Origin of the sequence: Streptomyces roseoviridis, from assembly GCF_039535235.1 — a bacterium.
GTDB lineage: Bacteria > Actinomycetota > Actinomycetes > Streptomycetales > Streptomycetaceae > Streptomyces > Streptomyces roseoviridis.
Genome location: NZ_BAAAWU010000001.1, coordinates 3,998,030 through 4,020,106, shown reverse-complemented (window position 1 = coordinate 4,020,106; position 22,077 = coordinate 3,998,030). Strand labels below are relative to the sequence as shown.

Below are 22,077 nucleotides of genomic sequence, written 5' to 3'. Positions count from 1 at the left end.
CGTGACCCGCGCGCAGCAGGAGGCCCTGTCCCGCACGGCGCTGGGCGTCTTCCGTCTCAACGGCCAGTTCCTGGCCGTCTCCGAGAGACTGGCCGCCCCGGCCGGCCTGACCGCCGCCCGGTGGCAGGTCCTCGGCGCCGTACTGACCGAGCCGCTGCCGGTCGCCGGGATCGCCCGCGTCATGGGCATCACCCGCCAGAGCGTCCAGCGCGTCGCCGACCTGCTCGTACGGGACGGCCTGGCCGCCTACGCCCCGAACCCCGCCCACCGCCGGGCCAAGCTCCTCACCCCGACGGAAACCGGCCGCGCCGCGATCCGGCGGATCGACCCGGGCCACGCGGACCTGGCGGCCCGCCTCACGCGGGAGCTGGGCGGCCAGGAGGCGTTCGACGAGACCGTACGGGTCCTGGAACGGCTCTCGAAGGCGATGGAGGCACTGGAGGCCGTCGAGGCAGGCGAAACGGCGGGCGGCGAGGACTGACCCCACCCCCAGGGGCTTTGGCCAAAGCTTGGCCGGTTCCGTCGCTGTCCGACGGACGGTGGGCGCCTAGTCTGCCCGTCTGCCCTACCGTACGGACACCGCGGGGGAGGCCGGATGGCAGGCGACGACGGGACCGCGGCACGGCACGAGCGGACCTGCGTGGGGTTCGCGGTGGACGAGGCGTACGCACTGCCGATGGCCGTCGCGGGACGCTCGCTCATCGACCACCACGCCGGGGCCGAGCCCCTGGAGATCGTGGTCCTCGACCTCGGCATCACCGCGCCCACCCGCGCCCGCGTCCTCGCCTCCTGGCCGCCGGGCACGCGGGTCCGCTTCGTCCCGCTCCCCCGCGAGAACCTCGACGGACTCCCGCTCTCGGACCACGAGTTCGTCCTCCACCTCAACCGCAACGTCTACGGCCGCTGGTTCCTGCCCGAGCTCCTCCCCGCCGCCTACCGGCGCCTGATCTACCTCGACGCCGACATCCTGGTGCTCCGCGACCTGTCCCCGCTGTGGCGCATCGACCTCGGAGGGCAGCCGTTCGCCGTCGCGCAGGACAAGGGCATCCCGTACGTCTCCTCCGACCTGGGCGTGCCGGACTACCGCGAGCTCGGACTCCCCGCGCGCACCAAGTACTTCAACGCGGGCGTCATGGTCATCGACCTCGACCGCTGGCGGACCGCCCGCATCCGCGAACGCGCCCTGCACTACGCGCGGAGCCACCCGGACATGCGCTTCGCCGACCAGGAAGCGCTCAACGCGGTGAGCGGCGGCGCGTGGGCCGAACTCCCGCCGGAATGGAACTGTCCGGTCGACGAGGAGCTCCTCGGCCCCCGCCACGACGCCGCCCCCCGGATCATCCACTTCCTCGGCCCCGACAAGCCCTGGCTCACCGACGTCGCGTGGGCCCCTTACTGCCAGGCCGCCTACACGACGTACCTGCGCCGGACGGCGTGGGCGAAGGAGCTCCCGGCCCTACCGGTGCCGCGCCGGCGCGGCGGTCACCAGTAAGTCGCCCTGCCGGATGCAGACGCACTCGTGACGAGGCAGAACGAGATAGGCGAGATAGGTGAACATGCCGCCCGGCACGAAGGCGTCATGCGTCCTCGTCCGGGTCGTACTCCCGCCAGCGCTCACTCGGACACCGCCCGTGTGGCCTCGTCGTCCACTGCGCGGAGTTCGTCCATGGCGGCCCGGAAGGCCGGATCGCCCTTGCCGCCAGTGTGGTGCAGCACGTCCAGAGCCTGACGGCGCCGGTCGCCAGATCGAGCCGCCGCTCGCTCTCCACCTCCCGGGGCCCAGACGACGAGCCAGCCGTGAATCGGCCGCCCGTCACACGAGCAGCTCCGTCACGGCACTCCGCAGGAGCAGCGGATGGACGAACCGGTCCGGGCCGGTCGGCGGGAACCGCCAGGCGAGCGGCCAGGTCCTGCCCGTCAGCGCGGGCACCGGCACGTAACTCACATGGGCGGGGCCTGAATTGAACCGCGTCACCCCACGGGGCCACGACCGGTGGGCCGTCGTCCCCGGCGGGAGGAGGAAGTAGACCCCGCGCCGCCCGTTCTCCTCCACGACGACCGGCCCCGGCTCCCCTCCGGTGAGGACCCCCATCCATTCGGCGAGGCGCCGGCCGTCGTCCCCGTCGACGCGGACGGCGTCGAATTGCACACCGGCCTTGCGGAGCTGGAAACCGGAATGGGGAATCCAATCACACGGGACCGAATCCCGCTCAGATTTTGAGGCATTCACAGGGACATGTTCCCGCGCCGACGCTAGCGTTTTCCACGACTGCGAGGGCGCGTCGGCAACCCGTTGACCTGCGTCAACGCGCCTTGCAGGCAGTCGAATTCGGCGGGGAGCAGTTGAGACCGGTTGAGATCGGTCGAGACCGAATGGGGACGCGAATGGCACGATCGGAAAACAAGGAAACGGCGGGCCCGGCGGCACGCATGGCCGCGGTGCTGGCAAAGCGAATGCGCCAGCGCGCGGGACTGACGCAGGAGCAGTTGGGGGCGCGCATGGGGTACAGCGGCGCGGCGGTGAGCGCGATGGAGACGCTGGCGCAGCCGGTGAGCGACGAGATGCTGGTGAAGCTGGAGGAGGTGCTGGGGGACGGGACGGGGGTGTTCGAGGAGCTGCGGGAGCTCGTACGGATGGAGAAGCTGCCGCAGAAGTTCCGGGGATACCTTCCGATCGAGCAGAAGGCCCTGAGCCTCTATCTGTACGCGAACCAAGTCATTCACGGGCTGTTCCAGACGGAGCGGTACGCCCGGGCCCTGATCAACGGGAGCTACCCGGAGACGACCCCGGAGCGGGTCGAGGAGCTGGTCCAGATGCGCATGGGCCGCAAGGCCCTGTTCGACCGCAGGCCGTCCTGCATGATCGAGCTGGTGCTGGACGAGTCGACGCTGCGGCGACCGTTCGGCAGCTGGGAGATCATGAGCGAACAGCTTGAGTATCTGGTGGAGTGTGCTGGGCGGCGCAATGTCAGCCTCTTCGTCCTGCCTCTGGACGCCGGCCTGAAGGGGGAGTACGCAGCCGACCGGGGTGAGCTGAACCTCGTCGAGACACCAGAGCATGACCGGCTCGTCTACCTGGACGTACAGGACGAGAGCCTGCTGATCAGCGACCCGGCGAAGGTGACCACATACTCCCAGCGCTATGCGAAGATCCGGTCACAGGCCCTGAGCGCCGACGCGTCCGTGACGCTCATCAAGCGGTTGGCAGGAGACGGAAGATGAACAAGCCCCTGAGCTGGTTCAAGTCCAGCTACAGCGACGGCAGTGGCGGCAACTGCGTCGAGGTCGCCTTCGACTGGCACAAGTCCTCGTACAGCGACGACAGTGGCGGCAACTGCGTCGAGGTCGCCACCTGCCCCCACGCCGTCCACGTCCGTGACTCCAAGACGCAGGACGGCCCGACGTTCGCCGTCGAGCCGTCCGCGTGGTCCTCGTTCGTCGCCTGGCAGGGCTGAGGAGCCCCGGTCTAGCAGTAGAGGTTGGAACCGGTCGGGACGCCCAGGATCTGGGTGAACTGCTGGTACTTGGTGACCCGGCTCTGCACCTGGGCCGGGTTGCCGCCGTTGCATTCCAGGGCGCCGTTGATGGAGCGGATGGTCTCGCCGAAGCCGGCGCCGTTGACCATGGCGTTGTGGGCGGTCATGGTGCCGGGGCCGTTCTGGGTGTTCCAGTACCAGAGGCCGGTCTTCCAGGCGACGGCCGGTTCGCGCTCGACGCGGTAGGGGTCGTTCAGCAGGTTGATGCCGAGGGCGTCGCCGGCCGCCTTGTAGTTGAAGTTCCAGGAGAGCTGGATCGGGCCGCGGCCGTAGTAGGCGGCCTGGCCGGCGGGGCAGCCGTAAGGCTGGGTGGCGTCGCAGTAGTGCGGGTAGTTGGCGGTGTTCTGCTCGACGACGTGGACGAGGCCGCCGGTCTCGTGGTGGACGTTGGCGAGGAAGGCGGCGGCCTCCTGCTTCTTCACGGTGTCGCTGCCGGTGGTGGCGAAGCCCGGGTACGCGCTGAGCGCGGCGGTGAGACCGGCGTACGTGTAGAAGGGGTTCCGGCTCGGGAACATCTGGTTGAACTGGGCCTCGGAGACGACGAATCCGGAGGGCGTGGGCGGCGGAGTCGTGCCCCCGCCTCCGCAGGCGCCCTCGTCACGCCAGACGTCGGCGGAGCCGGGACGCTCGTTCTGGGTCCACCACTTGGCGTACCAGTTGCGGCCGTTGTACGAGGCGGTCATGCCGCCGGTGTAGACGCTGGAGGAGTTCCAGGCGGCGACGCAGGCGGGGGCGGCGCCGGCCTGCGCGGTGGGGAGGAGTACGGCGAGGCCGACGACCGTACAGATCGCGGCGAGGACAGTGAGCAGACGTCGCAGCATGCGCTCGTCCTTCCGGTGGGGGAAGGCAAGCACAGCGCGATTGGTCTGGACCTGTCAATGGTCTGGACCGGACCGAACCGGTCCGAACGAGGCCGCACTTTTCCGCTCAGGCGGAGCGCGCGACACTGACGGCCCATTCTTGAACCGGTTCGCATATGGGCAGGCCGGCGTCTACGACTACGGCGAAGTCCTCGGTGACCGTGCCGCCGGACGAGGCCCTGCTCGGCGACGGCTACGTCGTCACCCAACGGCGAGGTCTATCTGTACAACCACGCCGGCGCCGTCGATCTCCTCGCCGACGTGCAGGGGTACTACGTGGACGGCCCCGGATCGCGGTACGAGCCGCTGGTCCCGGCCCGGCTCATGGACACCCGTAACGGGACGGGCGTGGTCAAGGCCAAGGTCGGCCCCGGACGTACGGTGACGCTGCCCGTCGCGGGGCGGTCGGGTGTCTCGGGCATCGACGTCACGGCGGTCGTGCTCAACGTGACCGCCACCAACACCACGGCGCCCACGTACGTCACCGCGTACCCCTACGGCACCGCCCGCCCCGGCGCGTCCCACCTGAACGTGCCCGCCGGGGCGACCGTGCCCAACCTCGTCACCGTCCCGGTGAAGGACGGAAAGGTGACGTTCTACAACCACGCCGGCACGACGGACCTCATCGCCGACGTGCAGGGTTACTTCGCAAAGTGACCCCGGCGGCCCCCGCTCCGGCCGGATCTCAGATCATCAGGATGATCCGGCCGGGCCGGTGGCCCGATTCCGCGCGGCGGTGGGCCTCGGCGGCCTCTTCCAGGGGCATGACGTCGGCCACTCGGGTGATGAGCTGCCGGTCCGCCACCTGCTGGAGGATCTCCTTCAGGGCACGGGCGTCGGGGGTCGCGAGGGCGGTCTCCACGCGGATCTCCCGCTCGGCGGCCGGCGCGCGGTCCGGGGCGAGGGCGAGGAAGACGCCGCCGTCCTTCACCGCGGCGAGCATCGGCGGGCCGGTCAGGGCCCCGTCGAAGACGGCGTGCACGCGTTCGGGGGCGTGATCGAGGACCCTGGTGAGCACCTCCGCCGGTTCGCCGCGGGTCACGCAGTGCTTGGCGCCGAGGACCTTCAGCTCGCTCTCGTCGCCCTCGTAGGAGACGGCCACCACCTCCAGGCCGGCCGCCGCCGCGAACTGGACGGCGAAGCGTCCGACCACCCCGCTGGCGCCCGTGACCAGCAGCGTCGACCCGGCCGGGAGCCGGAGCCGGTCCAGGGCCTGGCGGGCGGTGACGGCGGCGAGCGGGACGGAGGCGGCCGCCGTGAAGTCCACGTCGTCCGGGACGGGCGCCAGCCAGGCGGGGTCGACCTGGATGACCTCCGCGTAGGTGCCCTCGCCGCTCAGCTCCTGGAGCCAGGGCCGGAAGCCCGCCACCCGGGTGCCGGCCGGGAGGCCGCCCTCGGGGCCGGGGGCCGGGTCGAGCAGCCGGCCGGCGAAGTCCGTGCCCAGGACGAACGGCGGCCGCAGGTCGCCCGTCTCGTGGACGTACAGGCCCGCGCGGATCCTCAGGTCCGCGACGGTCACACCGGCCGCCTTCAGCCTCACCCGCACCCGGCCCGGCACGTCACCGGCCTCGGGCTCGGGGCGGCGGGCCATCCTCAGCACCTCGGGTCCGCCGTACTCGCTCACTTCGACGACACGCATGGGGTTCTCCTCCTGCGGAAGGCCCCCTCGTCGCCATTAGACCCACGCCCGCCACCCCCGGCAACAGATGACGGAAGGCGGAACTCCAGGTGGCGGTACGCGGGCTCCCCCACCGGAGCCGCACACACGTCCGTACGGTGGCGTCCGTGGACTGGGTCAGCCCCGAGAACGTCATCGCCGTCCTCACCGCGCTGCTCGGTGTGGCCGTCACCCTCGCCTCGCTCGTGATCGAGCGGCGGATACCGCGCCGCAAGCGGATCGGATACCGGGTGCAGCTGGACACCCCGGTGGGTGAACGGGACGACGCCCGCCTGGGACTGTTCAACGAGCAACCGAACATGGCGGACGCCACGCTCGTCCTGCTGCGGATCGAGAACGACGGCGGCGTCTCGATCGGCCGGGAGGACTACCACGGCGAGACCCACGGACTGACGGTCTCCTTCACCGGCCGGACGGTCCGGGCCGCCGCCCTCACCCACACCCCGTCCGGCACCGCCGCGCTCGGCCGGCACGGCTCCGAGATCAGGCTGCCCCGGGTGCCGCTCAACCGCGGCCAGTACGTCAAACTGCTCGCCCTGCTCACCGGCGGGCCCGTCGGCAGCCCCGTCACCGTCACGGGCGAGATCCGCGACGGCGACATCCACGTCAACCACAGCACCACCGTCGACGACAAGACGCCCGTCTTCAGCCGCGCCGCCCGCGCCGTCACCGTCACCCTCACCGCCTGCGTCGTCGCCCTCGCCTCGATCATCGTGGTCCGCGACGACACCCCGCCGCCCATGGGCTGCGCCCGGGGAACCCTCACCGTCACCGGATCCACCGCCTTCGCCCCCGTCGTCCGCGAGCTCGCCCGGCAGTACGAGAAGGACTGCGACGGCGCGAGCGTCGTCGTCGACGCCCACGGCTCCGCCGCCGGCATCCGCCGGCTCGCCGCCGAGGGCGCCCGGACCGCCGACGGCTCCCCCGCCCTCATCGCCCTCTCCGACGGCCGGAAGCCCGGCGGCCACCCGCAGCTGCGCGAACACATGGTCGCCGTCTCCCTCTACACCCTCGTCCTCAACGACGACGTCCCCCTGGAGAACCTCACCCTGGACCAGATCCGCCGCCTCTACCGCGGCGAGACCGACAACTGGCGCCGGCTCGGCGGCCCCGACCTGCCCGTCCGGCTGGTCAGCCGCGACGCCAACTCCGGTACCCGGGAGGTCTTCCAGCGCCGGGTCCTCGGCCGCAACGAACCCGCCCACTCCTCCCGCGACTGCGCCCACAAGGACGACCCCGAGGCCCGGGTGGTGCGCTGCGAACTCGACAGCACCGAGCAGGTCCTGTCCACCGTCGCCGCCCTGCCCGGCGCCCTCGGCTACACCGAGCTGCGTTCCGGCACCGGCCTCGCGGGCCTGCACCGGATCGCCGTCGACGGCCGCCGGCCCGCCCTCGACGAGATCGGCGCGTCCCCCTACCCGTTCCGGGAGATCACCTACGCCTACACCTGGGGCCAGCCGCCCGCCGACTCGCTGACCTCCAGTTTCCTCACCTACCTCAGCCGCGGCGGCGGCCAGGCCGTCATCTCCACCCACGGCCACCTTCCCTGCTCCACCCCGAAGGGCCTGAGGATCTGCGGCGAAGGATGAGACGCCCTCGCGGCGGCCGGTCACCGAACGCCCGGCACCGCCCGCGAGCGCGTCTGGCATCCTCTAGCGACGTGGATCCCTTGAACGCGGAAGACCCGGTCACCATCGGTCCGTTCCGGCTGCTCGGCCGGCTCGGCGTGGGCGGCATGGGCCGGGTGTACCTGGCCCGGTCGGCGGGCGGACGTGCCGTCGCCGTGAAGGTCGTGCACCCGGAGCTGGCCGCCCAGGACGAGTTCCGGCGCAGGTTCGCCCGCGAGGTCGCCGCCCTGGAAAGGGTCGGCGGCACCGGCACCGCGCCCGTCCTCGGCGCGGACACCGACGCCGAACTCCCCTGGGTCGCCGTCGGATACGTCCCGGGCCCGTTCCTGCGCACCGTGGTCCACGACGAGTACGGGCCGCTGCCGCCCGCCAGCGTGCGCACCCTCGCCGCCGGTCTCGCCCGCGCCCTCAGCCACATCCACGCCTCGGGCCTGGTCCACCGCGACCTGAAGCCGTCCAACGTGCTGCTGACCGTCGACGGCCCGCAGATCATCGACTTCGGCATCGCCCGCGCCGTCGACACCGTCACCGACGGGGGTCTCACCAGCACCGGCGCGGTCGTCGGCTCGCCCGGCTTCATGTCCCCCGAGCAGGTGCGCGGCGAGAAGCTGACGCCCGCATCGGACGTGTTCTGCCTGGGCTCGGTCCTGGCGTACGCGGCGACCGGCCGTTCCCCGTTCGGCGGGTCCGACAGCGGAGTCCACGCGACGATGTTCCGCATCGCCCACGACGAGCCCGACCTGGCCGGGCTGGCCCCCGAGCTCGCCGGTCTGATCCGGGCCTGCCTCGCCAAGGACCCGGCCGCGCGGCCCTCGGCCACCGAGCTGGCCGACACCCTCCGGGTGACCGACCCGTGGCTGCCCGCCGACGTCCTCGCCCGCCTCGGCCGCCACGCCGCCCGGCTCCTGGAGGCCGAGGACGGCGCACCCGCCGAGGCCGGCGACCCCACGCCCGCGACACCGCTGCCGCAGGCCCGCGCGGCCGCCCCGCGCCGCCGCGGGGGCCTCCTGGCCGCCGTCACCGCCCTCGCCGTGGCGGCCGCGGCGGGGCTGGCGTACGTGTACGGGCCCGGCCTGTTCGGCGCCTTCGCCCGGGGCGACGACGGGCGGAACGGCACGGCGGGCGGCACCACCGGTGCGGCGTCGGCCCGGCCGGCCGCCGGGATCGTCCCGGACGCGTTCCTCGGCGCCTGGGAGGGCGTCCTGCGGGGCACGGCGAACAACCCGTACGAGACCAGCCGGATCGAGATCTCCCAGGGCCCCGCGGGGGCCAGGACGGCCGTCTACACCCATGTCACCGGGGAACGGCTCTGCATCGGCCGGGCGGTGCTGCTGTCCGCCACCGACAGCGAACTGGTCCTCGGCGAGGCCGAGATCACCGAGAGCGTCCCCGCGCAGCGCTGCACCCCCGCCGCCCGGCAGACCCTCCGGCTGCGGTCCACCGACGTCGTCGAGTGGACCTCCGGCGTCGCGAAGAGCACCTTCCAGCGGGTCAAGGCCGGCGCGGACGTCGTCCCCGCCGCCCTCGTCGGCTCCTGGAAGCAGACCCCGCTGCACGCGGTTCCGCCGGACATGGTCGACCGCTACGTCTACCGGGTCACCATCAACCAGGGGCCGGTCGGCGCGCCCCTGGTGCGTTTCGAGCAGTCCTATCCGCGCACCGACAACGAGGGCAACCCGACGGCCGAGGACATCACGTGCGCCTCCACGGCCGTCGTCGCGGGCGCGGGCTCCCTCCTCGTCATCGGCCCGGAGACCCGGGACCCGGACGTCTGGGACCCGGACTGCGTCGAGAACGGCTCCGGCAACTTCCGCATCGTCCGCTACCAGGGCAAGGAACTCCTGCACCTGTACGGGATGTCGGCGGACGGGGAGCCGGGCGAGTACGTCCGCGACTAGGGCCTTTCCGGCCTGATTCGAAAGAAGACCCCAGGGGCGCCGCCAGACACCCCCGAGGGCCCCTCGCGCACCACCACCGGGGCCCGCCCGGCGACGGGCCCCGGTCCGGCGTGTCAGTGCTCGTCGCGCAGCCCGGCCGCCAGGGAGGCCAGCGGCTCGGTCAGCTCGGTGTGGCCGTGGGCGGCCAGCCGGGTGACCGCCGCGTCGAGGCGGGCCAGGGCCGGGGCGGGGCGCTCCAGGTAGATGCCCTCCACGGCGCTCGCGAGGCGGACGCACTCGGCCCACTCGCCGGCCAGGTCCTCGTCCGCGCCCGGCTCTCCGAGCAGGTCCATGGCCTTCTCCAGGGCGGTCACGGCGTCCTCGTACGCGCCGGCGTGGGCGTGCACCCTGCCGTACTCGTAGGCCAGTGCGGTGTCCAGGGAGCGGCCCTGGGCCTCGTATCCGGCGGCGCGGGCCTCGTCGGCGACCTTGCCGGCGTCGGCGAGGAAGGCGAGGGCGTCGGGCAGGCCGTCGGCGCCCTCCTGCTGGGCCTGGAGGCGGGCGAGTTCGCGCAGGCAGCTGCTGAGCTGCCCGTAGCGCGGGGACTTCGCGTGGGCGGCGAGCGCCCGGTCCACGGCCGCGCGGGCCTGGGCGAACTCGCCGGATTCGCCGAGGAGCACGGCCGTCTCCGAGGCGATCATGGCGTGGCTGCCCGGGTCGTCGTCCCAGTCGGCCGACTCTCCCGCGAGGGCCACGAACTCCGCCGTGGCGGCCTTGAGGTCTTCGCCCGCGTGCAGCGCGCGGGCGCGGGTCAGCCGCAGCTGGGCGACGAGCCGGTCGTCCATCTCACCGGCGACGACGTCCGGTTCGGCCAGCAGGGAGTCGAGCAGGGCGATGCAGTCCTCGACGCGCCCGAGGTCGAGGCTGAGCTGGGCCGCGTTGCTGTAGGCGCAGAAGGCGTCGGTGCGGTTGCCGTGGCGCAGCTCCGTCTCCGCCGACCGCGTCAGCTGCCGCAGCGCCTCCTCGGGGCGGCCCAGGTGCATGCACGCCTCGGCGAGATCGCCGTGGAGACGGCCGAGGTCGAAGGCGTCGGCGGGCCAGTCGGCGGCCAGCCGCAGGCCCTCGGTCAGCTCCGCGTACGCGGCCTCCGCGTCGTGCAGGGCGAGCTGGAGCCGGCCGCGCAGCCCGAGCACGTGGGGCAGGTGCCAGGCGGGGCCGTGCGTCCTCAGCCGGTCGAGCAGGGCGTCGGTCTCGGTGAGCGCGGCGGGCAGGTCGCCGGAGATGGCGTACGTGCTGGCGCGCATCCGCAGGGCGCCGGAGATCTGCCCGATGACGTCGTGCCGGGTGGCGAAGGCGTGCAGCAGGTCCACCTCGGCGAGGACCGCCGCGACGTTCTCCTCGGTGACCGAGGTCTGCAGGCGCAGGGCGAGCGCGGTCACCCGCAGCCGCAGCAGGCGGGCCTCCTGGTACGGGGCGAGGCCGGGGGTCTCCTCCTGGAGGCGGGTGATCCGCCCGTGGACGGCGGTCAGCGCGGCGGCCCTGGCCTCGGCCCCGTCCGCGCCCGCGGGCCCGTCTCCCGCGGCGGCCTCGACTCCGGCGAGCAGGCCGCAGGCGCGGGCGAGCGCGGCGTGTCCGGGCAGGCCGGCGTCGTCGTAGAGGGCCGCGGCCTCCTCGTAGAGGTCGGCGGACTCGGCGTGCCGCTCCTTCTCGCCGGCCCGGCCCGCCTCGTCGTCCAGGAGGTCCGCGCGCAGCCGTACGAGCGGGCCCACGGCCGGGTCGTCGGGGTGGGAGTAGTCGCGCGCGGTGACGAGCGTCCGCAGCCGGGCCCAGCACCCCTGGGCGTCCGGGTGTCCCTGTTCCTCCAGGGCGCGGGCCCGCAGGACGAGTTCGGGCAGCGTCTCGGGCACCTCGGTGGCGGGACGGGACGGGGGCGCGGCGACCGGAGCGGCGGGCGCGGTCTCGTCGAGGCGGCGGGGGCGCAGGGTCAGTTCCAGCGCGTCGAGGAGCGGGGCCTGGGCGAGGCGGGTCCGGCGGCGGTCGGTGTGGGCCGTGGTGCCGTTGCGGGCGTCGAAGCGGGCCGCGAGGTCGTCGGCGCGGCCGCGGATCTCGGCGCGCAGGCCGGCCACCGTCCAGGTGCGGCCCGCGTATCCGGCGGCGGGCAGGTCGCCGTGGCCGAGGAGCTCGACGCGCTGGAGGAGGACCTCCACGCCGGTGAGGAAGGTGAGCTGGGACAGCGGCGAGTCGACCTCGTCGAACAGGCCGCGGTTCTCGGCGAGCAGTTCCAGGCCGCGTGCCTCGTTGCCGGTGAGCGCGCAGAACTCCAGGTGCCGGCTGACCTCTCCGGACATGGAGGGGTCGCGGCGGCAGGCGCGGTAGCCGGCGAGGTGCATCTCGCGGGCCTGCTCGGTGCGGCCGGTGCGCAGCAGGGGCAGCAGCGCGTACGAGACGGAGCGGGCGGGCTCCTCCTTGCAGGACTCCTGGCCGGCCAGGACCGGCTCCCAGGCGCGCAGGGCCCGCTCGTCGTCGCCCGCCACGAGGTGGTGGCGGGCGCGGCGGCAGGTCTCGCACGCCTCGCAGTCGCTCAGCGGGGTGCGGGTGCGGCCCGCCCACAGCTCGTAGGCGAGCGTGGTGTCCTCGCCGACGTGGGCGGCGAGCTGGTACGCCTGGGCGTAGTAGGGCTGGAGGCCGAGTCCGGCCTTCTCGTACCGGTCGCGCATCTCCGTCAGCCACTGGCGCAGGCTGGTCAGGGGCACCTCGGGAAGGGCGATCAGCGCGCTCGCCACCCACTTGAACCGCCAGAAGATCTGGTGGCGCAGCCGCTCGTCGAAGGCGTCGGGCTGCTCGTCGAAGAGGGTGAGCAGGCGGGCGAAGACGACGGGGGACTTGCGGGGTTCGGCGCCGTAGGTGTACGCGTCCTGGAGTTCGAGGAGGGCGTGGACGAGCGGGACGGTCTCCTGGAACTGCTCGGCGGCCTCGACCAGTTCCTCGGCGGTGATGGTGCGGGCGCGGCCGTAGGGGCGCTGGTCGTTCTCGCGCAGCGCCTGGTACAGCTCGTCGGTGCTCTGGGGGTGGGGTGCGGTGGGCATCGTCAGCTGTCCTTGCGGAGGGCGTGGGCGAGGAGGTCGAGGAAGGAGCGGTTGATGAGGCTCGACTCGGCGGGCCGCAGCGGGCGCCGGGACAGCAGCGCGGCCTGGCCGTAGAGGGCTTCGGCGCTGGTGCGGGCCAGTTCGGGCTCGTCGATGGCGACGGCGGTGCGGACCAGCGGGTTGAGCTGGTTGAGGATCAGCTGGGCCCGGGGGGCCTCCTGGCGCAGGGCGCCGAGGATGTCGCCCCACAGGCCGCCCTCCTGCTCGCGGGCGAGCTGGGAGCGGGTGCGCTCGTGGCGGGCCTCGCGGCTGTCGATGAGGAGGGCGGGCGCGGAGGCGGGCTGGAAGGTGCGCAGCGCGACGTCGCAGTCGAAGACGGCGAGGGCGTCGCGGGCCAGGGCGAGGTAGGGCGCGGCGGCGAGTTCCGTCTCCCGGTCGACGGGGTCGAGGTGGGCGGTGAGGGTGGCCGGGTCGAGGTCGGCGACGCCGACCTCGGGCCGGATCTCGGGGAGCCGGTGGACCAGGTCGCGGTCGTAGGTGTAGCCGCCGTTGACGACGCCGAGCCCGGCGGCCGAGGCGATCGCCGCGACCTGCCGGAACTCCTCGACGCTCGACGTCACGAGCACCGTGCGGTGGGTGCGCGCGAACTCGTCGAGGGTGGTGTGCCCGTCGGTGGTCTCGAACGGCAGCCAGGGCAGCAGCATCCGCAGGATCTCGTCGTCGTGGACGGCGAGCGACTTCACGGCCAGGTGGTGGGTCTGCAGGAAGCGGCCGAGCAGGTCGGGGTCGCTGGCGGCGGCCCGGGCGATCCACGCGCGCAGCCGCTCGGCGAGGGCGTCGCGGACGGCGGCGAGGGTGTCGTCCTCGTACAGCGACTCGCGGGACGCGGTGGGACGCAGGCTTTCGGCGTCGACGACGCAGCGGACGAAGAACGCCCACTCGGGCAGGATCTCCTCGGCCTGTTCCGACAGGAGCATGCCCTTGACGTGCACGCGGTGGCCGTGGCGGCGTCCGGCCGGGACCGCCTCGGGCAGCACGCAGGCGATGCCCTTGAGGCCGACGGCCGGCAGGTCGAGCTCGATGGTGTCCAGGGGCGTGAAGCCGAAGACGTCCGTGCCGTACGCGGCGAGCGCACGCGAGCGGGCTCCGGGCGTGGGGTACGTACGGGCCCAGGGCGCGGGCTCGGGGTTGACGGGGGCGCCGGTGCCGCCGGTGCCGTCGTCGAAGGTCACCGGGTGGCGCAGCAGGGACCCGAAGTGCCGGGCCAGCGCGTGCACCTGGGCGGGGCGGGTCCACTCGCCGGCGTCGACGCGCGGGGTCAGCGTGACGGTGGTGCCGGGGCGGGGGCGGGCGGAGGCGGGCAGGGTGCGGACGGTGTAGCTGCCGTCGCCGCGTCCCCGCCACTCCACGGCGGGGGCGTCGGGGGTGCGGGCGGAGCGGCTGAGGACGTGGATCTCGTCCGCGACCAGGAAGCAGGAGAGCAGGCCGATGCCGAACTGGCCGATGAAGTCGCCCCGCTGTTCGGCGATCCGGTCGGCCCGCTTGCTGCTGCGGCCGATGGTGGCGAGGAAGGTGTGCACGTCGGCCTCGGTGAGGCCGACGCCGTCGTCCTCGACGCGGACGACCGAGCCGTCGGCGAGCAGCCGGATGCCGAAGGCGCCTTCGGGGGCGTCCGGTTCGAGGGCGTGCCGGGCGGTCAGCGCGTCCACGGCGTTCTGGAGGAGTTCGCGCAGGTAGACGCGGGGGCTGGAGTAGAGGTGGTGGGAGAGGAGGTCGACGAGGCCGCGCAGATCCACCTGGAAGGTGCGGTCGGCGCCGGCCGGGTTCGCGGCGGTGTCGGGCAGAGTCATCGGGCAGTCCGGGGTGGGAAGGGCGGTGGGTGGCGTGCGGGCCGGGCCGGGTGCGCGGGGCGGGCCGGTGCGCGGGGGCCGGGCCGGGCACGGGAGCCGGGCACGGGGGCCGGGCCGGTGCGCGGGGCGGCCCTGGTGTGCGGGCCGGGCCGGGTGCGGCGGTGGCGGCGGGTCAGGCGCGGCGGTGGCGGCGGGCGAATTCCTTCTCGGGTTCCGCGAAGTAGGTCCACGGCCAGCTGGTGTATGCACCGTCGAGGGCCTGGAACACCCGCCGGACCGTGTGCCGCTCCCCCGCGAGCGACAGGGCCATGGCGAACATGTTGAAGTCGTTCTGCCAGCCCAGGCGCCGCACGTAGGCGGGATGCAGGATGCTGTGGTCGGCGGCCCGGCGCAGCTCGGCCTGGATCGCCGGGTCCACGAGGCAGTCGGCGTCGTCCGACTCGACCCAGTCCTCGATGTGCGCCATGGCGATCACGCAGCCGAGGGGGTGCCCCTGCGGGGCGCGGGAGAGCGCCGCACGGGCGAAGGCCATGGCCTCGCCGGGCTCGCCGCCCCAGCGCGGCTGGAGCTGCGACAGCCACTCCAGGTGCGTCTCCAGGTCCAGCGGCTCACGGCGCAGGGCGGCGTCGCGCCGGGTCTCGTTGACGGCGGCGCCCAGCGACATGCCGCGGCCGGAGGTGAGGAGGCGGCGCCACGGCGTGACCCAGTCCGGCCGCAGCTCGGCGGCCTCCAGGAGCTGCTCCTCGGCGATGTGGAGCCGCTCGTGGAAGATCCGCCACTGCTCCTGCGTGACGTCCACGGCACGCGCGGAGGTGCGCGCCTCCCAGCCCCACATGATGTGGCGCGCACCGGATATCAGCAGCGCGGTGGCCCGGTGCTCCTTGTCCTCCTCGACGGCCCGGCCGATCCACTCCTCCACGCCGTCCACGTCCGCGACCACACCGAGGACATCGTGCTCACGGCCGAGGTCGAAGGGGGCGAGGGCCTCCTTGACGGCCTCCCATTCGCCCGCGTCGGCCGCCTCCACCGCCGCCAGCACCCGCGTGTCGCCGAGGGCGCGCAGGACGTACATGTCGTTCCTGCGCCTGCGCGGGACGGGCAGGGCGTACGGATCCGCCGCCGGCCCCTCCGTACCCCTGCCGAACAGCTTGCCGAACATGGCCGCGCCCTCCCCTGGTCCGCGTATGAGTCCGGTGCAGCATAGGCGGACCCACCGACACCGCTTCCACTGGGTTTCCGCGGGTGCCTCACCTGCCCGGCGCCGTGTCCGGGGCCGTGGCCGGGGCCGTCTCCCGTGCCGCGTCCCGTGCCGTGTCCGGGGTCGTGTCCCCTGCCGTGTCCGGGGTCGGGCCGAGGTGTCCGTCGGTCGCGGGGAGGCGGGTCACCCGGGCCGCCGCGCGGACGTAGTCCCGGACCTCCGCGCGCGGGTCGCCGGCGCGCCAGGCGAGGGCGAGGCGGGACGGCGTGACGCCGTCGACGGGGCGGGTGACGACGCCGCCACGGGTGAGGAGCGGGGCGTTCCCGGTGGCGACCAGGCAGATGCCGAGGCCGTCGACGAGGGCCTCGTAGGTCTCGTCGGCGGAGGCGATCTCCGCGCCGATACGGGCCGGGCGGCCGGCCCGCGCGTCCAGGGCGAGCCAGTGGTCGCGCAGTTCGGGGGCGGCGGCGGGCAGCGCGAGGAAGGGTTCGTCGAGGAGTTCGGTGAAGGCGACCCGGTCGCGGGCGGCCAGCGGATGGCTCTCGGGCAGGGCGATCAGACGGGGTTCGGCGGCGACGACGATCCAGCGGTAGCGCTCGGCGCCGGCCAGCGGCAGCCAGACGAAGGCGAGGTCGCTGGCGCCGTCGGCGAGCCCCGCGGTCGGGTCCTCCCAGCCGAACTGGCGCAGCCGGAGCCGGACGCCGGGGTGCCGCTCGGTGAAGCGGGACCGGATCGCCGGGAGCAGTCCGCCGCGCCCGGGGCTCGTGGACATGCCGATGACGAGGGTGGCGTCCTGCGCGGAGCGGGCGTCCCGGACCGCGGCCTCGGCGTCGGCCCAGGCGGCGAGCACGGCGCGGGCGTGCGGAATCAGGGCCGCACCGACGGGGGTGAGGCGGACGCCGTGCCGGTCGCGGTCGAAGAGGGGCGCGCCGAGCTGCCGTTCCAGGGCGCGTATCTGTTTGCTGAGACCGGGCTGCGAGACGTACAGCCGCTCGGCGGCGCGGGTGAAGTGGAGTTCCTCCGCGACGGCGAGGAAGTAGCGCAGGTCCCGTCCGTGCACGTCGATGGTCATGACCATGGGCTATCACGACGGTTCTTGGACGGACAACACCCGCCTCGGGAAGGGTGGTTGACGCAAAGAACGCCGAAGAACGAGGGGAACCCCGACATGAGCAAGGTCTGGCTGATCACCGGTGCCAACAGCGGCTTCGGACGCGCCTTCACCGAGGCGGCCGTCGCCGCCGGCGACGTCGTGGTCGCCGCCGCCCGCCGCGCGGGCACCCTGGACGAGCTGGTCGCCGCCCACCCCGACCAGGTCGAGGCCGTCACCCTGGACGTCACCGACCACGCCGCCGTCGAGCGGGTGGTCGGCCAGGTCGCCGAGCGGCACGGACGCATCGACGTCCTCGTCAACAACGCGGGCCGCACCCACGTCGGGTCGGTGGAGGAGACCGGCGACGCCGAGCTGCGCTCGCTGTTCGACGTACACGTCTTCGGTCCGGCCGCCCTGACCCGGGCCGTGCTGCCCCACATGCGGGCCCGCCGCTCCGGCGCGATCGTCCAGCTCAGCAGCGTCGGCGGCCAGATGTCGATGGCCGGCTTCGGCGCGTACAGCGCGACGAAGTTCGCCCTGGAGGGCATGTCGGAGGCGCTGGCCGCCGAGGTCGGTCCGCTCGGCATCCGGGTGCTGATCGTGGAGCCGGGCGCCTTCCGCACCAGCCTCTTCGGCAACCACAGCCTGAGCGAGGGCACCCTCGACGACTACGCGGAGACCGTCGGCGCCACCCGCGCCTACGTCGAGACCGGTGGCGGCACCCAGGCCGGCGACCCGGCGAAGGCGGCCGCCGCCGTCCTGGCCGCCCTCGACGCCGACGAGCCGCCGCTGCGCCTCGCCCTCGGCGAGGACGCCATCGACACGATCCACACCCACCTGGACCAGGTGCGGGCGGACCTGACCGCCTGGGACAAGGTGGGGCGGGACACGAAGCTCGACCAGTAGCGGAACACGGGGGCCCGTACCCGGACGTCGGGGTACGGGCCTCCACGTGCCGGTGGGTGGGCTACGGCCCTACGGCCTCCATTCGCCCGCCGGTCCCAGAGCGGTCTTGCGACAGTCCGGGGTCTGGGCGCGGGGCGTGGTCACCGGCTCACCGTCGAGGGCGAAACAGAGCTGCGCGTGCAGCATCTCGGCCTCGCCGGCGGTGAGCCGAAGGGCGAGGTCCGTGTCGAACCGGCCGTCCCGCTGGAGCCAGAGCGGAATGGAGAGGCCGCCGTCGGCCTCACGGACGACGGGCTTGCCGGGGACCCGGCTGATCCGGAGTCCGGACAGAGGCGCGGCCATCAGACCGTCCCTCCGACCCCGACGAGTCGCCCGTGGATGACCCACGGCCCGACGTCGATCCCGTCCAGCGCCAGGGCGAGGGCGATACGGCGGTCCCGCTGCTCGTGAGCGACGAGGTACGGCCGTACGAGAGGCCCGCCGGGGTCGAGGACGGGTGCGTCGGCACCGGTCGCCGCGCGGAGCGGGGCGGGCACGCGGAGGGGACCGCTACGACGGACGACCAGGCACCGGCCGGTGGCCGTGCGGGAGGCGCTCACGGGGGCGGGCGGGGCGAGCAGTCGGGCGAGTGCGCGGCCCAGGACGGACCGGATACGGTGGTTCATGCTGACGCTCCTGCTAAGCGTTGGCCATGCCCCGGGGTGCTGCTAACACCGCCGGGGCACTGTCGTTCCAGGACGTGACGGAACGGTCACACCGTGGAGTTGAACCGTAGCGCCAACCAACGTGTCTCATCAACGTTTATGCACGCTCAACCGAAATTCGCATATGCCAGTAGCGCCGCGCCCGCGAAACGACGCGTGCCTCACACGAGGTCGTCGAACTCGCCCGCCTTCACCCCGGCCAGGAACGCACGCAGCTTCTCCGGCGACGTCCTGACGATCACCTCGGGGTCGTCACTCTCCCGCACGAGGATGTCGCCACCGTGTGTGGCAAGTTCCAGGCAGTTCCCGTCGGAGTCCTCCGAGAACGAGGACTTGCGCCACTGAATGTCCACTCTTCTCACGCCTTCAGAGTTGCTGAGCTATCTCGCGGATGAAGTCCCGCGAGCGGTCCGGGCCGAGGGATCGCTCCTCCATGCGGTCGAGGACCACGCGGTAGTTGGCCAGATGCGTCTCGGCGTGAAGGAACCTGGACCCCAGCGGGGTGTCCGACTGCACCGTGTCCAGCTGCCCGACCGGCCCGTAGACGTAGAGGGTTGAGCTGCCCGCGCTCGGGAACCCTCCGCCGGCAAACGGCATGACGCGAATCGTGACGTGGGCCCGCTCCGACTGCCGCAGCAGGTGGTCCAGTTGCACCTTGGTCACCGCATCACCGCCGAACCGCATGCGCAATGCGGCCTCATGGATGATGAACGTGCAGGCGGGCGGGTCTGGGCGGTCGAGAACGCAGCTGCGCCGGAGGCGGAAGGCGACCTTGCGTTCGAGATCCTCCGACGACAGCGACGGCACGGCTTCCGCGAAGACGGCGCGTGCGTAGTCCTCATGCTGCAGAAGGCCCGGCATGTGCGTGAGCTGCACGGAGCGGAAGGCCACCGCGTGGTGCTCCAACTCGGCGAGATCGAGGACGCCTGCGGTGAGGACGCCCCGGTATTCGTCCCACCAGTTCGAGCCGCGTTCCCTGGCCATGTCCGCGAGGGCATCGATGTACGCGGCGTCCGGGCACGAGTAGTTCGCAGCCCATACGCGCACCCTGTCGGGGCTGACACCGAAACGGGCGGACTCGGTGTTGCTCATCGTGGTCTTGTCCACGCGGTGCATCTCGGCGGCCTCGGTGAGCGACAGCCCCACCTGCTCCCGCATCTTGCGCAACTCCGCGCCCAGCCTGCGCTACCGCTCCGTCGGCGGCTTCCTCGCGGCCATCGTCTCCCCCTTCCGTACCCTCGGAGGAACCGTAGCGGTGCACGGAAGCCGGTGAGGAGACCCCACCGGCTTCCGTGGCCACCGGCCACCTGTCAGAGGAACGAGTTGATCTCGATCGTCTCGGTACGGCCCGGGCCCACGCCGATCGCGGAGATCGGGGCGCCGGACATCTCCTCCAGGGCCTTCACGTACGCCTGGGCGTTCTTCGGCAGGTCACCGAAGGTCTTCGCCTTGGTGATGTCCTCGGACCAGCCCGGCAGCATCTCGTAGATCGGCTTCGCGTGGTGGAAGTCGGTCTGCGAGTACGGCAGCTCCTCGACGCGCTTGCCGTCGATCTCGTACGCGACGCAGACCGGGATCTGCTCCCAGCCGGTCAGCACGTCGAGCTTGGTGAGGAAGAAGTCGGTCAGGCCGTTGACGCGGGTCGCGTAGCGGGCGATGACCGCGTCGAACCAGCCGCAGCGGCGGTCGCGGCCGGTGGTGACACCGCGCTCGCCGCCGATGCGGCGCAGGTCCTCGCCGTCCTGGTCGAACAGCTCGGTCGGGAACGGACCGGCGCCGACGCGCGTGGTGTACGCCTTGAGGATGCCGATGACCCGGCTGATCTTCGTCGGGCCCACGCCGGTGCCGGTGCAGGCACCGCCGGCGGTCGGGTTCGAGGAGGTGACGAAGGGGTACGTGCCGTGGTCGACGTCGAGCAGGGTGCCCTGGCCGCCCTCGAAGAGCACGACCTTGTCCTCGTCCAGCGCGTTGTTGAGGATCAGGGTGGTGTCGGCGACGAACGGCTTGATCTGCTCCGCGTACTGGAGCATCTCCTCGACGATCTGCGCGGCGTCGATCGCGCGCCGGTTGTAGAGCTTGGCGAGGAGCTGGTTCTTGCCCTCGAGCGCCGCCTCGACCTTCTGGGTGAGGATCGACTCGTCGTAGAGGTCCTGCACCCGGATGCCGACGCGGTTGATCTTGTCGGCGTAGGTCGGGCCGATGCCGCGGCCGGTGGTGCCGATCTTGCGCTTGCCAAGGAACCGTTCCGTCACCTTGTCGAGGGTGACGTTGTACGGCGTGATCAGGTGGGCGTTGCCGCTGATCAGGAGCTTCGAGGTGTCGACGCCGCGCTCGTTGAGTCCGCTCAGCTCGGAGAGCAGGACCGCCGGGTCCACGACGACGCCGTTTCCGATGACCGGGGTGCACCCCGGGGAGAGGATTCCGGAAGGGAGCAGGTGCAGTGCGTATTTCTGGTCGCCTACGACGACCGTGTGGCCGGCGTTGTTGCCGCCCTGGTAACGCACCACGTAGTCAACGGACCCACCGAGCAGGTCGGTGGCCTTTCCCTTGCCCTCGTCACCCCACTGAGCACCGAGCAGCACAAGTGCGGGCACAGGCGTACACCCCTTCCGGGCGGGGCATGTCCAAGGTCAGGGGGCCTACGCCGCCTCACCGGTGTGCCCCGGAATAGACGAAGCCCCTGGCGCAATAGCGCAAGGGGCTCTTGCACAAAGAGACTACCCGAGGAAGGACCGAGGTGTCGGATCACGACCAGCTGCTGGTCATCATCGACCCGGTCGCCCGCCGAATGGACGGCGAGTCCGTGCGGATCGCGAAAGATGTGCTGTCCGCGGGGGCGCAGACGAAGATCTGTCTTCCGGACGGTCCCGAGGAATTCGCCCGCGCCCTGGCGCGGCGCGGCTCCCGGCGGCCCGTGGTCCTCGGGGACGACCGTGCGCTGCTGCGCGCGGTGACCCTGCTGCACCGGGAGCGGGAGGCCGTCTGCGGGGCCCTCTCGCTGGTCCCGATCGGCTCCCCCGACCGGCTGGAGACGGCCCGCGCGCTCGGCGTGCCGCCGGGCACGGTCGCCGCCGCCCGGGCGGTCCTGGACGGGGTGGTGCGCCGGCTCGACCTGCTGGCCGACGACAGCGGCGGTGTCGTCCTCGACCGGCTCGACGTCCCCGCCTCCCGGGTCCTCGCCCCCGCCGCGCCCACGGTCTGGAACACCTGCCGCTCGCTGGTGCGCACCCTGGTCCGTCCGGCGCCGACGGCGGTCGCGGACCGCGGGCACCGGCTGCGGGTGGAGGCGGACGGGGTGCTCCTCGTGGACGTGGACGAGCCGGTCGAGGGCATGACGGTCCGCGCCCTCGGCGGTGCGGCGGCCCTCACCCTGGTCCCGGCGGGCGCCCCGCCCGTCCACGTCACCGCCCAGACCCTCACCGTCACCGGCCCGGCCTTCCGCTACCGCTCCGACACGACGGTCTCGGTCCCGGTGCGCCGGCGGACCTGGACGGTGCGGCCGGGGGTGTGGGGACTGACGCTGCCGACGGCCGCCCTGTCGTCGTCCCTCTGACGGTCCCGGCGCCCCTCCCGCCGTCCCGGCGTCCCTCCCGCCGTCCCGGCGTCCCTCCCGCCGTCCCTCCCGTCGTCCCGTCGTCCCTCCGGCCGTCCCCTGGTCGTG

21 protein-coding genes are annotated in these 22,077 nt (G+C 73.0%); 9 read left to right on the top strand and 12 right to left on the bottom strand.

Features of this window, described 5'->3' with window-relative positions; genetic code table 11:
• Nucleotide 1 precedes the first annotated feature (1 nt).
• Complete coding sequence (locus ABD954_RS18215; protein ID WP_345487095.1) at nt 2-481, top strand: MarR family winged helix-turn-helix transcriptional regulator; 480 nt, start codon at nt 2-4, stop codon at nt 479-481.
• 114 nt (nt 482-595) lie between these two features.
• Nucleotides 596-1,492: a glycosyltransferase family 8 protein gene (locus tag ABD954_RS18210; protein WP_345487094.1), complete on the top strand. Its 897-nt coding sequence runs from the start codon at nt 596-598 to the stop codon at nt 1,490-1,492.
• 321 nt (nt 1,493-1,813) lie between these two features.
• Here the strand turns inward: ABD954_RS18210 and ABD954_RS18205 are convergent, their stop codons facing one another.
• Nucleotides 1,814-2,149, bottom strand: a complete 336-nt coding sequence (locus ABD954_RS18205) for a hypothetical protein (protein ID WP_345487093.1) — start codon at nt 2,147-2,149, stop codon at nt 1,814-1,816.
• A gap of 236 nt (nt 2,150-2,385) precedes the next feature.
• Here ABD954_RS18205 and ABD954_RS18200 point away from each other — a divergent pair, with 236 nt between their 5' ends.
• Nucleotides 2,386-3,222 (top strand): helix-turn-helix domain-containing protein, encoded by an 837-nt coding sequence (locus ABD954_RS18200; protein ID WP_345487092.1) that lies wholly within the window; start codon nt 2,386-2,388, stop codon nt 3,220-3,222.
• The gene (locus ABD954_RS18195; RefSeq protein WP_345487091.1) at nt 3,219-3,455 is read left to right on the top strand and encodes a DUF397 domain-containing protein; all 237 of its coding nucleotides are present in this window, start codon (nt 3,219-3,221) and stop codon (nt 3,453-3,455) included. Before ABD954_RS18200 ends, ABD954_RS18195 begins: the two co-directional genes overlap by 4 nt.
• Before the next feature lie 11 nt (nt 3,456-3,466).
• Here ABD954_RS18195 and ABD954_RS18190 read toward each other — a convergent pair whose 3' ends face one another.
• Complete coding sequence (locus tag ABD954_RS18190) at nt 3,467-4,357, bottom strand: glycoside hydrolase family 19 protein (protein WP_345487090.1); 891 nt, start codon at nt 4,355-4,357, stop codon at nt 3,467-3,469.
• Nucleotides 4,358-4,657: 300 nt separating this feature from the next.
• Here ABD954_RS18190 and ABD954_RS18185 point away from each other — a divergent pair, with 300 nt between their 5' ends.
• Complete coding sequence (locus tag ABD954_RS18185) at nt 4,658-5,053, top strand: hypothetical protein (RefSeq protein ID WP_345487089.1); 396 nt, start codon at nt 4,658-4,660, stop codon at nt 5,051-5,053.
• A 28-nt stretch (nt 5,054-5,081) separates the two neighbouring features.
• Here ABD954_RS18185 and ABD954_RS18180 read toward each other — a convergent pair whose 3' ends face one another.
• A complete protein-coding gene (locus ABD954_RS18180; RefSeq protein WP_345487088.1) occupies nt 5,082-6,035 on the bottom strand; it encodes an NADP-dependent oxidoreductase in 954 nt (317 codons plus the stop codon).
• A 146-nt stretch (nt 6,036-6,181) separates the two neighbouring features.
• On the opposite strand from ABD954_RS18180, the gene ABD954_RS18175 reads away from it, so the two are divergent.
• The gene (locus tag ABD954_RS18175; protein ID WP_345487087.1) at nt 6,182-7,663 is read left to right on the top strand and encodes a substrate-binding domain-containing protein; all 1,482 of its coding nucleotides are present in this window, start codon (nt 6,182-6,184) and stop codon (nt 7,661-7,663) included.
• Between the two features lie 71 nt (nt 7,664-7,734).
• Nucleotides 7,735-9,600, top strand: coding sequence for a serine/threonine-protein kinase (locus tag ABD954_RS18170; RefSeq protein WP_345487086.1), 1,866 nt, complete (start codon nt 7,735-7,737; stop codon nt 9,598-9,600).
• A gap of 113 nt (nt 9,601-9,713) precedes the next feature.
• On the opposite strand, the gene ABD954_RS18165 is transcribed toward ABD954_RS18170, so the two are convergent.
• The 4 genes from ABD954_RS18165 to ABD954_RS18150 all read right to left on the bottom strand — a co-directional run bounded on the left by ABD954_RS18165 (nt 9,714) and on the right by ABD954_RS18150 (nt 16,785).
• On the bottom strand, nt 9,714-12,665 hold the full coding sequence (locus tag ABD954_RS18165; protein WP_345487085.1) for a hypothetical protein: 2,952 nt from the start codon (nt 12,663-12,665) through the stop codon (nt 9,714-9,716).
• A 2-nt stretch (nt 12,666-12,667) separates the two neighbouring features.
• A complete protein-coding gene (locus tag ABD954_RS18160; protein WP_345487084.1) occupies nt 12,668-14,515 on the bottom strand; it encodes an HSP90 family protein in 1,848 nt (615 codons plus the stop codon).
• Between the two features lie 172 nt (nt 14,516-14,687).
• The gene (locus tag ABD954_RS18155) at nt 14,688-15,674 is read right to left on the bottom strand and encodes a hypothetical protein (protein WP_345487083.1); all 987 of its coding nucleotides are present in this window, start codon (nt 15,672-15,674) and stop codon (nt 14,688-14,690) included.
• A gap of 88 nt (nt 15,675-15,762) precedes the next feature.
• Entirely contained in the window at nt 15,763-16,785 is a 1,023-nt protein-coding gene (locus tag ABD954_RS18150) for a LysR family transcriptional regulator (protein ID WP_345487082.1), read from the bottom strand.
• Between the two features lie 96 nt (nt 16,786-16,881).
• Here ABD954_RS18150 and ABD954_RS18145 point away from each other — a divergent pair, with 96 nt between their 5' ends.
• Nucleotides 16,882-17,712 carry an oxidoreductase gene (locus tag ABD954_RS18145; protein ID WP_345487081.1) on the top strand — a complete coding sequence of 277 codons (831 nt, stop codon included), beginning with the start codon at nt 16,882-16,884 and terminating at the stop codon, nt 17,710-17,712.
• A 69-nt stretch (nt 17,713-17,781) separates the two neighbouring features.
• On the opposite strand, the gene ABD954_RS18140 is transcribed toward ABD954_RS18145, so the two are convergent.
• From ABD954_RS18140 to ABD954_RS18120, 5 genes are all read right to left on the bottom strand, one after another.
• The gene (locus ABD954_RS18140) at nt 17,782-18,054 is read right to left on the bottom strand and encodes a hypothetical protein (RefSeq protein WP_345487080.1); all 273 of its coding nucleotides are present in this window, start codon (nt 18,052-18,054) and stop codon (nt 17,782-17,784) included.
• Complete coding sequence (locus ABD954_RS18135; RefSeq protein WP_345487079.1) at nt 18,054-18,377, bottom strand: hypothetical protein; 324 nt, start codon at nt 18,375-18,377, stop codon at nt 18,054-18,056. The genes ABD954_RS18140 and ABD954_RS18135 overlap by 1 nt, the downstream gene beginning before the upstream one ends.
• 200 nt (nt 18,378-18,577) lie before the next feature.
• Nucleotides 18,578-18,769 (bottom strand): DUF397 domain-containing protein, encoded by a 192-nt coding sequence (locus ABD954_RS18130; protein ID WP_345487078.1) that lies wholly within the window; start codon nt 18,767-18,769, stop codon nt 18,578-18,580.
• A 13-nt stretch (nt 18,770-18,782) separates the two neighbouring features.
• Nucleotides 18,783-19,595 carry a Scr1 family TA system antitoxin-like transcriptional regulator gene (locus ABD954_RS18125; RefSeq protein ID WP_345492264.1) on the bottom strand — a complete coding sequence of 271 codons (813 nt, stop codon included), beginning with the start codon at nt 19,593-19,595 and terminating at the stop codon, nt 18,783-18,785.
• A gap of 131 nt (nt 19,596-19,726) precedes the next feature.
• A complete protein-coding gene (locus tag ABD954_RS18120) occupies nt 19,727-21,010 on the bottom strand; it encodes an adenylosuccinate synthase (protein WP_345487077.1) in 1,284 nt (427 codons plus the stop codon).
• A 143-nt stretch (nt 21,011-21,153) separates the two neighbouring features.
• On the opposite strand from ABD954_RS18120, the gene ABD954_RS18115 reads away from it, so the two are divergent.
• A complete protein-coding gene (locus ABD954_RS18115; RefSeq protein WP_345487076.1) occupies nt 21,154-21,969 on the top strand; it encodes a diacylglycerol kinase family protein in 816 nt (271 codons plus the stop codon).
• The last annotated feature ends 108 nt before the right edge of the window (nt 21,970-22,077 follow it).